10 protein-coding genes are annotated in these 8,949 nt (G+C 70.5%); 9 read left to right on the plus strand and 1 reads right to left on the minus strand.

The features are described 5' to 3' along the window. On the minus strand, positions 1–402 hold a 402-nt coding region (locus tag IJ15_RS0123260), incomplete at its 3' end, for an AAA family ATPase (RefSeq protein WP_231569639.1). 71 nt (positions 403–473) lie between these two features. Between IJ15_RS0123260 and IJ15_RS0123265 the strand changes: the two genes are divergently transcribed. The 9 genes from IJ15_RS0123265 to IJ15_RS0123305 all read left to right on the plus strand — a co-directional run. Continuing rightward, a complete protein-coding gene (locus IJ15_RS0123265; RefSeq protein ID WP_031940725.1) occupies positions 474–1,178 on the plus strand; it encodes a GNAT family N-acetyltransferase in 705 nt (234 codons plus the stop codon). A 50-nt stretch (positions 1,179–1,228) separates the two neighbouring features. Beyond that, positions 1,229–2,290, plus strand: a complete 1,062-nt coding sequence (locus IJ15_RS0123270; protein ID WP_031940726.1) for a glutathione S-transferase family protein — start codon at positions 1,229–1,231, stop codon at positions 2,288–2,290. 85 nt (positions 2,291–2,375) lie between these two features. Beyond that, positions 2,376–3,098 carry a hypothetical protein gene (locus IJ15_RS0123275; protein WP_031940727.1) on the plus strand — a complete coding sequence of 241 codons (723 nt, stop codon included), beginning with the start codon at positions 2,376–2,378 and terminating at the stop codon, positions 3,096–3,098. A gap of 31 nt (positions 3,099–3,129) precedes the next feature. Beyond that, positions 3,130–3,948: an alpha/beta fold hydrolase gene (locus IJ15_RS0123280; protein ID WP_231569640.1), complete on the plus strand. Its 819-nt coding sequence runs from the start codon at positions 3,130–3,132 to the stop codon at positions 3,946–3,948. 50 nt (positions 3,949–3,998) lie between these two features. Next, positions 3,999–4,400: a DUF6153 family protein gene (locus tag IJ15_RS25365; RefSeq protein ID WP_156112206.1), complete on the plus strand. Its 402-nt coding sequence runs from the start codon at positions 3,999–4,001 to the stop codon at positions 4,398–4,400. Between the two features lie 87 nt (positions 4,401–4,487). Further along, a complete protein-coding gene (locus IJ15_RS0123290; protein ID WP_031940730.1) occupies positions 4,488–5,219 on the plus strand; it encodes a DUF305 domain-containing protein in 732 nt (243 codons plus the stop codon). A 132-nt stretch (positions 5,220–5,351) separates the two neighbouring features. After that, on the plus strand, positions 5,352–6,347 hold the full coding sequence (locus tag IJ15_RS0123295) for an ABC transporter ATP-binding protein (protein ID WP_031940731.1): 996 nt from the start codon (positions 5,352–5,354) through the stop codon (positions 6,345–6,347). Beyond that, positions 6,344–7,117, plus strand: a complete 774-nt coding sequence (locus IJ15_RS0123300; RefSeq protein ID WP_031940732.1) for an ABC transporter permease — start codon at positions 6,344–6,346, stop codon at positions 7,115–7,117. The genes IJ15_RS0123295 and IJ15_RS0123300 overlap by 4 nt, the downstream gene beginning before the upstream one ends. Positions 7,118–7,187: 70 nt before the next feature. Further along, a partial coding sequence (locus IJ15_RS0123305) for an ABC transporter ATP-binding protein (RefSeq protein WP_156112207.1) occupies positions 7,188–8,949 on the plus strand: 1,762 nt, incomplete at its 3' end.

Raw genomic sequence — 8,949 nt, forward strand, 5'->3', positions numbered from 1 at the left:
AGCAGCAGACGTCAGCTTGGCCGCCGCGGCCACCAGATGCTCGCAGTTGTCCAGGAGCAGCAACGCATCCCGGTCGGCGAGGTGCTCGACGAGCAGGTCCAGCGGAGAGCTGGCCGCCTGGTCGTGCAGCCCGAAGACCGCGGCGACCGTGTCCGGCACCAGCTCCGGGTCGTGCAGTTCCGCGAGCTCCACGAACCACACACCGTCCGCGAAGTCGCTCCGCACGTCCTCCGCGACCCGCAGCGCGAGCCGCGTCTTGCCGACGCCCCCGATTCCCGTCAACGTCACCAGCCGCGCCGAGGAGAGCAATCGCTTGGCCGCCGCGAGCTCGCGCCGACGTCCGATGAACGTCGTCAGCGCAGACGGCAGATTGCCGACCTTGCTCCGGACGGTGGTCGCCATCAACCGTCACGCTCCCTCGCGCTCCCTGCAGCTTCGACGGTACGCCCCGCGGCGGCACTACCGTTGTGCGCGTGGACGCGCATCAGATCGACATCATCCGCCTCGCCTGGTCTCGGGAACTCGGCCTCCCCGACCGCGCCCTCGACACCCCGGGAACCCGCCACGTCAGGGTCGACGAGACCGCGAACCGGATCCGGTTCGTGAGGATCGCCGGTGCGAGTGCGCTCGTCGGCCCGGCGTGGGCCACCGAACGCGCGCAGGACTGGTCCGACGACGACCTCGCCCGCCCCGGCGCGTTCTCGGCGCTCGCGAAGGACCACGCGGGCCGCAGCGGCGGACCCACCGAACTCGCCTGGGCCGCCGACTTCGGAACGGCCACGGCGGTCGAGGAACCACTGGTCTCGCACGACCTGGCACACGTCGTCGAGCTGCAGAACCTCTGCCCGCCCGATGACGTCGCCGAGGCCGGCCTCGCCGAGAAGGGCACCTGGTTCACCGTCGTCGACGACGCGCACCACCCACTGGCCGCGGCCGCCTACGCCGAGTGGCAGGGCATCGTCGCGGACATGGGCGCCCTGACGGCACCCTCCGCCCGTCGGCGCGGATTCGGTGCGACCGCGACGCTGCTCGCCACCAACGACGCCCTCGACGCCGGACTGATCCCCCAGTGGCGCGCCCACCGCGACAACGTCGCATCCCGCCGGCTGGCGTCCGCACTCGGCTACGAGGAACTCGGAACCTTCGTGTCGATCGTGGTGGCTCCCAGTACCGTGTGAAGCAGGGGTGACACGGCAGCGGCGAGGCCGAGACACGGAGCAGACACGCGATGAGCGAGAGCACGGAGAACAGGACTGGCGCCGAGGACGTCGGAGCCGATTTCGTGGAAGCGGGCAAGGAATTCACCCGCGACACGCACTACATCACGACACGGATCACCGCCGACGGCCGTGACGGCTATCCGGTCGAGCCGGGCCGGTACCGCCTGATCGTCGCCCGCGCCTGCCCGTGGGCCAACCGGTCGATCATCGTCCGACGCCTGCTGGGACTGGAAGGCGTTCTGTCCATGGGCATCTGCGGCCCGACCCACGACGAGCGCAGCTGGACGTTCGACCTCGATCCCGGCGGGGTGGACCCGGTGCTGAAGATCCCGCGACTGCAGGACGCGTACTTCGCCCGCTTCCCCGGATACCCCCGCGGGATCACGGTCCCGGCGATCGTCGAGATCGAGACCGGACAGGTCGTCACCAACGACTTCCCGCAGATGACGCTGGACCTGTCCACCGAGTGGAAGGAGTTCCATCGAGACGGCGCCCCCGACCTCTATCCGGAGGATCTTCGCGGCGAGATCGACGAGGTGTCCGAACTGGTGTTCCGGGACGTCAACAACGGCGTCTACCGCTGCGGCTTCGCCGGCTCGCAGGACGCGTACGACAGTGCGTACGAACGACTGTTCGAGCGTCTGGACTGGTTGACCGAACGCCTGTCGACCCAGCGGTTCCTGGTGGGCGACACCATCACCGAAGCCGATGTCCGCCTGTTCACCACCCTCGCCCGATTCGACGCGGTCTACCACGGACACTTCAAGTGCAATCGAAGCAAGCTGTCGGAGATGCCGGTGCTGTGGAACTACGCGCGGGACCTGTTCCAGACCCCCGGTTTCGGGGACACGATCGACTTCACCCACATCAAGCAGCACTATTACATCGTCCACAAGGACATCAACCCGACGCAGATCGTGCCGAAGGGCCCCGAGCTGTGGCACTGGCTGGAACCGCACGGCCGCGAAGCGCTCGGCGGCCACCCGTTCGGCAGCGGCACCGCACCGCACCCGCCCCGACCGGAAGAAGTTGTGCCGCTGTCGCACTGGGCGAGCGCGCAGAGGCCCTGATCTACTGGGAGGCGGAATCGCGGGACGGACAACCGACCGCCGGATAGCGAAGTGAGGGCTGATGACGGGCGAGAAGCAGGGGCGGATGGAGTCCACCATCGTCTCCATCCTCGACAATGCGGGCCGGCTGCAGGCACCGGCCGTCGCCAGGTACGTCGAACGGGTCCGCCGGGCTCATCCCGACGAGAGCCCGGCGCAGATCGTCGCGCGGATCGAGAAGATGTTCCTGACCGCCGTCACCGGCAGCGGCAGCGCCGTCGGGGCGGCCGCGGCGGTGCCGGCCATCGGAACCGTGACCTCGATCGCGGCGGTGGGGGCCGAGACCGCGTTCTTCCTCGAGGCGTCGGCGCTGCTGACCCTCGCGATCGCCGCGGTGCACGGCGTCTCCCCGCAAGATCACCAGCAGCGCCGCACTCTCGTGCTGGCGGTCGCGCTGGGCGAATCGGGCATGCAGATCGTCGAGCGCGCGACCGGCGTGACGGCGACCAACTGGGCACGCCTGGTCAGCGGGCGGATTCCGGCGAGCACGATGCGGGCGATGAACAGCTCACTGGTCCGCAAGTTCGTCACCAAGTACGCGGCCAAGCGCAGCGCCCTGATCCTCGGCAAACTGCTCCCCGCCGGCGTCGGCGCGGTGATCGGCGGCGCCGGAAACCGTGCGATCGGTCGCGGTGTCGTCGACAACGCCCGTCAGGTTTTCGGACCGGCGCCCGCCCACTGGCCGGACCGACTCGGCACGCTGGACGGCCAGACCCGACTGCAGGTGGTTCCCCCGATGCCGGACGACACCCACCGCATGGGGTCCTGACCGCGAATCCGCTCCGACGAAAGGCGGCGCCGTGTTCCCCGCATCCCCCGACGCACCCCACGTCCTCGCGTCCGGATCGGGCGAGCGCACGGTGATGCTGCTCCACGGCTACTCCGATCACGGCGGCACGTGGCAGAAGGTGGTGCCGACGCTCGGCGAGCGCTTCCGGGTCCTCGTCGTCGATCTGCCGGGCTTCGGTCTCAGTGCCGGATCGTGGTCCGAACCGCTGATCGACGGCTACGTCGACGCCCTCGCCGGAGTGGTCGGCGACCGCACCGGACCGGTGAGCGTGATCGGCAACTCGCTCGGCGCGGTGACCGCCCTCGCCTTCGCCTCCGCGCGCCCCGACCTGGTGACCGACGTCGTCCTCGCGGACATGCCGGGCGTCGCCGGGATTCCACGCTCGTGGACCCGCGGCGCCCGGCTCGGGGTGGACCGCGTGACACGGCTGCTGACCGGCCCACTGCCCGACCGGTACCTGCAGCAGATGATCGGGGTGCTGTACGCCGGCGCCGCCCTGCGCCATCCGCGGCGGGCCGATGCCCAGGTGCGGGCCGGCTACACCCGGCACTACGCCACCAAGGAACAGGTAGCCGCCCTACTCGCGATCGGACGGGTCGTCATCCGGGAGATCGCGGAGATGCCCGTCGCGACGATGGTGCACGAACTGACCGTCCCCGCCCTCCTGCTGTGGGGCGCGAACGACCTGCTCACCCCGGCCCGCGCCGCCGGCCGGATCACCCGGACCGCCGACCGGCGCGTCGCGGTCATCCCGAATTGCGGGCACTGTCCACAACTGGACTGTCCCAGCGAGTTCCTCGCGGAGGTCCTCCCCTTTCTGGACCGGTGAGCCCTTTCTGGACCGATGAGCCGGCCGAGCCGATCGGTACAGTTGTAGTCATGCGTGACCAGGCTCGAGTGTCGTTCGCTCGACTGGCAGCACTGTGCGCGCTCGTCTTCGGCGTCCTGGCGATGCACCACGTCACCACCACTCCCCTCGCATCGGCCGCGCCAGGCTCGGATTCTGCGCATCACACGGTCGGCCACCAGGCCGGCGCCGGTCCGGAGATGCCTGCCGACCCTCCGATCCACCCGCCCGACCACGACAGCTTCCACATGTGCCTGGCCGTCCTGCTCGCCGCCACACTCGCCCTCGCGGTGTGGCTGTTGCTGCGGACCGCCCGGGAGCAGCGCGTCCGCCCCCGCCGTGCGTCCGGCCCGGCGGGCCGTGCCGGACGCGGACCGCCCTTCGCGCCGTCGACCTCGGTCTTCCTCTCGTCTCTGTGCATCCTGCGGGTGTGACAGGGCCACTGCGGCGCGACCCCGTCGTTCCGGCTGCAGTCCGGTCCCTGATCTCGCACAAGAGTGCACACCCGTAAGGAAAGCCACATGAAGAACCACCTCACGACCACCAAGCGCATGCTCGTCGGAATCGGTGCAGCGGCAGCCGCCGTCACCCTCGTCGTCGGCTGTTCCGACAACGGCTCCGACACCGGCACCTCGACCACCGGCACCGCCACGACCACATCGGCGAGCGCGTCGGGCACCGACGAACAGGGCGGCGCGCACAACGAAGCCGATGTCGCCTACGTCCAGATGATGATCCCGCACCACCAGCAGGCCGTGGAGATGGCCGAGATGGTGCCCAGCCGGAGCGGAAATCCGGACGTCGTCGCACTGGCCGCGCAGATCGAGAAGGCTCAGGCCCCCGAGATCGAGCAGATGGAGGGCTGGCTGAAGGCCTGGGGTGTACCCGAACCGAGCGCCATGGAGACGCCCGGGGAGATGACCGGCCCCGACGGCACGGACCACGACGGAATGGGCCACGGCACCTCGGGACCGATGACGTCGATGCCCGGCACGGAGAGCATGCCCGGCATGGAGGGCGGTCATGAGGGGATGATGACGGCCGAGCAGATGCAGGCCCTGGAGAACGCGACCGGGCCCGAGTTCGACCGCATGTGGCTCGAGCTGATGATCGAGCACCACCAGGGCGCGGTCACCAGCTCCGAGCAGATCCTCCAGGCCGGTGAGAGCCAGGAGGTGCGCGATCTGGCCCAGGAGATCGTCGCCAGCCAGCAGGCGGAGATCGCCCAGATGGAGGCCCTCCTGAACAAGTAGTCCCCCGCAGCACACCCTGCAGACCTGCACGCCCGGCGCCACCAACGCCGGGCGTGCAGTGCAGACCGGCCGGTACCCTCTCAGGAATTCGATCGGCTCCGGTCGGCGCGAGGGGGATTCGTGAGTTCAGCCATGCAGTTCGGTCCACCCGGACCGGCCATCGAGGTGCGGGGACTGTCCAAACAGTTCCAGGCCGTCCGCGCCGTGACCGACCTGAGCTTCACGGTGCAGCGTGGCTCGATCACCGGGTTCCTCGGGCCCAACGGGGCCGGAAAGACCACGACCCTGCGGATGTTGCTCGGGCTCGTGCGCCCGACCGCCGGCAGTTCGACGATCCTGGGACTGCCGTTCGGCGCGATCCCCGATCCCGCTCGGGCCGTCGGGGCGGTCCTCGACTCCCGCGGACTGCACCCCCAGCGCACCGCGCTCGACCATCTCCGGATGTACTGCTCCGCGATCGGAGTGCCGGACGATCGAGCCCGGTACGTACTGCACCTCGTGGGTCTTGCCGACGTGGCCGGTCGCAGGGCCGGCACCTTCTCCCTGGGCATGCGCCAGCGGCTGACCCTCGCGACCGCCCTGCTCGGCGATCCGCAGATCCTCGTGCTCGACGAGCCCTCCAACGGGCTCGACCCCGAAGGCATCGCCTGGCTGCGCGACTTCCTGGTCGCCTTCGCCCGCACCGGTCGCACCGTGCTGGTGTCGAGCCACCAGTTGCGTGAGGTCGAGCAGATGGTCGATCACCTGGTGGTCGTCAGCCGCGGGTCGCTGGTCTTCCAGGGCAGCATGGATCACTTGCGGAGCGCCCACCGGGCTCGACTGCTCGTCGCCTGCTCCGACCCGGTCCGTCTCGCGACCGCCCTCGCCGCCGCCGGAATCATCGACACCCAGCACCTCGCCGACGGGCGGATCGCGATCTGCGGATCCGACCCCGCCACCGTGGGGCGGACCGCCGCGGACGTCGGGGTGACGGTGTTCGGCGCCGCCACCGAGAACGTCGACCTCGAGCAGGTGTTCCTGGCGATGACGTCCGGCCAGTACGCGGCACCCGGTCACGGCTACGGCGCGCCACCCGGACCCGTGCCGCCCCGGCCGTGGTTCGGCCCGACCGACGGAGGTGGACGGTGACCGCACGCCTGCTCACGGCAGAACTCCGCAAGATCACCTCGCTCAGGTTCTGGTGGGCGCTGGGGCTCGTGCCGCTCCTGGTCGGCGTGATGGCGAGCGCGATCAGCGTCCCGATACTCGACGGGCTCATCCACGAGTCCGCCTCGCGGGAATCGAACGCGGCCGCCGCAGCGATCGGACTGTTCGTCGCGCTGGGACTGGTGTTCCTGTTCTCCGCGTTGTTCGGGGCCGTCAACGCCGGCACCGAGTATCGCCACAACACCCTCACCACGACCTTCCTCACCGCCCGGGGCCGCGACAGCGTCCTGGCCGCGAAACTCGCGGTCACGGCCGCGGTCGGCCTCCTCTACTGCCTCGTCATCGAGGCCGTGAGCGTGCCACTGCTGCTCGCGCTGTCCGACGACTTCACGATCGACGGCACGATCGCCGGCGTACTGGTGATCGGTCTGGTCGCGTCGACGCTGTGGGCGCTGATCGGCGCCGGTCTGGCCCTCGCGACGGGGTCGTCGATCGGCAGCGCCGTCGGGCTCGTGGTCTGGTACGTCGCGGGCGAGGGCATCGTGCGCCTGATCCTGGCCGGGCTCGGCGCCGACGCCGTCGCGCAGTGGCTTCCGGGCTCGGTCACCGTGACCGCCTTCGTCGGTGCCGTCGACGACGTCGAACTCGACGGCCTCCCCGGCTCGCCGCTGTCGTTGCTGGTGCTGTCCCTGTGGGCTGTCGCGTCGTGCGGGCTCGGCTGGTGGGTGACCCGCTCGCGCGACATCGTCTGACACCGCCGACACCGGGCCCGGTCCGGCCTGTCATCGGGTCCGTCACCGGGCCGGACTACCGTTGATCGCGATGGCTACACACGACGCGACATCGGTGTCCGGCGGGCACCGCGGCTGGATACGACGGCTCGGAGCCGAGTGCTGGAATCACCGCCGGACCGCGGTCGGGGCGCTGACCGTGACGGTGGTGGCGGCGATCATCGACATCGCCTTCCCGCTCCTGACGAAGGTCGCGCTCGACGCGGCCTCCGCCGGCGCATCGACCGCCACCGACGTCATCGCCGCCGTCGCGGGCCTGATCGCGGCCCTCGCCGTCGTCCGGTTCGGCTGCCAGTACGGCCGCCGGATGCTCGCCGGCCGGCTCTCCCTCGACGTGCAACACGACCTGCGACTCGGGTTGCTCGGGTCGCTGCAGCGCCTCGACGGCCGCGGTCAGGACCAGATCCGGACCGGCCAGGTGGTGTCCCGCTCGATCACCGACCTCCAGTTGGTGCAGGGTCTGCTGGCGATGGTGCCGATGTCGGCGGGGGTGGTGCTGCAGTTCGTCCTCGCGCTGGGGATCATGGCGTGGCTGTCGCCCCTGTTGACGCTGGTCGCCCTCGTCGTGGTTCCCGCGGTGGCGTTGGTCGTCTACCTGGTGCGGCCGGTGCTGTTCGCCGCCACCTGGTCGGCGCAGCAGCGGGCCGCCGACCTCGCCCAGCACGTCGAGGAGACCGTCACCGGCGTCCGGGTGGTCAAGGGATTCGGGCAGGAGGAGCGGGCGGTCGACCAGCTCGAGGATCTCGGTCGCACGCTGTACGCCGAACGCATGCGGGCGGCGCGGGTCAACGCGCGGTTCGCCCCGTCGATGGCCGCACTGCCCCAGCTCGGTCTCGTCGGTGTCGTCGCACTCGGCGGCTGGCTCGCACTGCACGGCACCATCACCGTCGGCACGTTCCTGGCCTTCGCGGCGTACGTCGCGATGATGACGAGCGCGACCCGGACGCTGTCGCAGGTCGTGATCATGGCGCAGCTGTCCCGCGCCGCCGTCGAACGGGTCTACGAGGTGATCGACACCGAACCCGACGTCGCCGATCCCCCGCACCCCGTCGACCTTCCCGACGGTCCCCTCGGCGTGGCACTGCGCGACGTCGAGTTCGGCTTCGAGGACGGCCGGCGGGTGCTGTCGAGTCTCGACCTGTCGATCGCGCCCGGCGAGTCGGTGGCCGTCGTCGGTCCGGCGGGCGCCGGCAAGACCGCGCTGTCGCTGCTGCTGCCGCGCTTCTACACCCCGAGCGCCGGAACGGTGTCGCTCACCAGCGACGGCCGCGAGTTCGACGTGTCCACGCTGCGAGCCGAGCAACTCCGTGAGGCGGTCGGACTGGTGTTCGACGAGCCGTTCCTGTTCTCCGACACCGTCGCCGCCAACATCGCGCTCGGCCGGCCGGACGCCAGCTCCGAGGAGATCCGCGCCGCCGCGAAACTGGCGCAGGCCGACGAGTTCATCACGGCGCTGACCGACGGCTACGACACCGTCGTCGGCGAACGCGGGCTGACGCTGTCCGGCGGGCAACGCCAGCGGGTCGCGCTGGCCCGTGCCCTGCTCGTCGATCCCCGGGTCCTGATCCTGGACGACGCGACCTCGGCGGTGGACGCGAACACCGAGGCCGTCATCTTCGACGCACTGCGCGACGATCGGCGCCGGACGACGCTGATCCTCGCGCACCGCCGTTCCACGCTGACCCTCGCGGACCGGGTCGCGGTCCTCGACGGCGGCCGCATCGTCGACATCGGCACCGTCGACGAGTTGGACGAGCGATGCGCCCTGTTCCGCACGCTGCTCGCGGCGCCCG

This window comes from Prescottella defluvii (genome assembly GCF_000738775.1).
GTDB lineage: Bacteria > Actinomycetota > Actinomycetes > Mycobacteriales > Mycobacteriaceae > Prescottella > Prescottella defluvii.

What these genes read in the sequence shown, in the direction of transcription:
- IJ15_RS25365 (WP_156112206.1), top strand. Translation starts at nt 3,999, where the DNA reads ATGCGTGACCAGGCTCGAGTGTCGTTCGCTCGACTGGCAGCACTGTGC.
- IJ15_RS0123290 (WP_031940730.1), top strand. Translation starts at nt 4,488, where the DNA reads ATGAAGAACCACCTCACGACCACCAAGCGCATGCTCGTCGGAATCGGT.
- IJ15_RS0123275 (WP_031940727.1), top strand. Translation starts at nt 2,376, where the DNA reads ATGGAGTCCACCATCGTCTCCATCCTCGACAATGCGGGCCGGCTGCAG.
- IJ15_RS0123295 (WP_031940731.1), top strand. Translation starts at nt 5,352, where the DNA reads ATGCAGTTCGGTCCACCCGGACCGGCCATCGAGGTGCGGGGACTGTCC.
- IJ15_RS0123270 (WP_031940726.1), top strand. Translation starts at nt 1,229, where the DNA reads ATGAGCGAGAGCACGGAGAACAGGACTGGCGCCGAGGACGTCGGAGCC.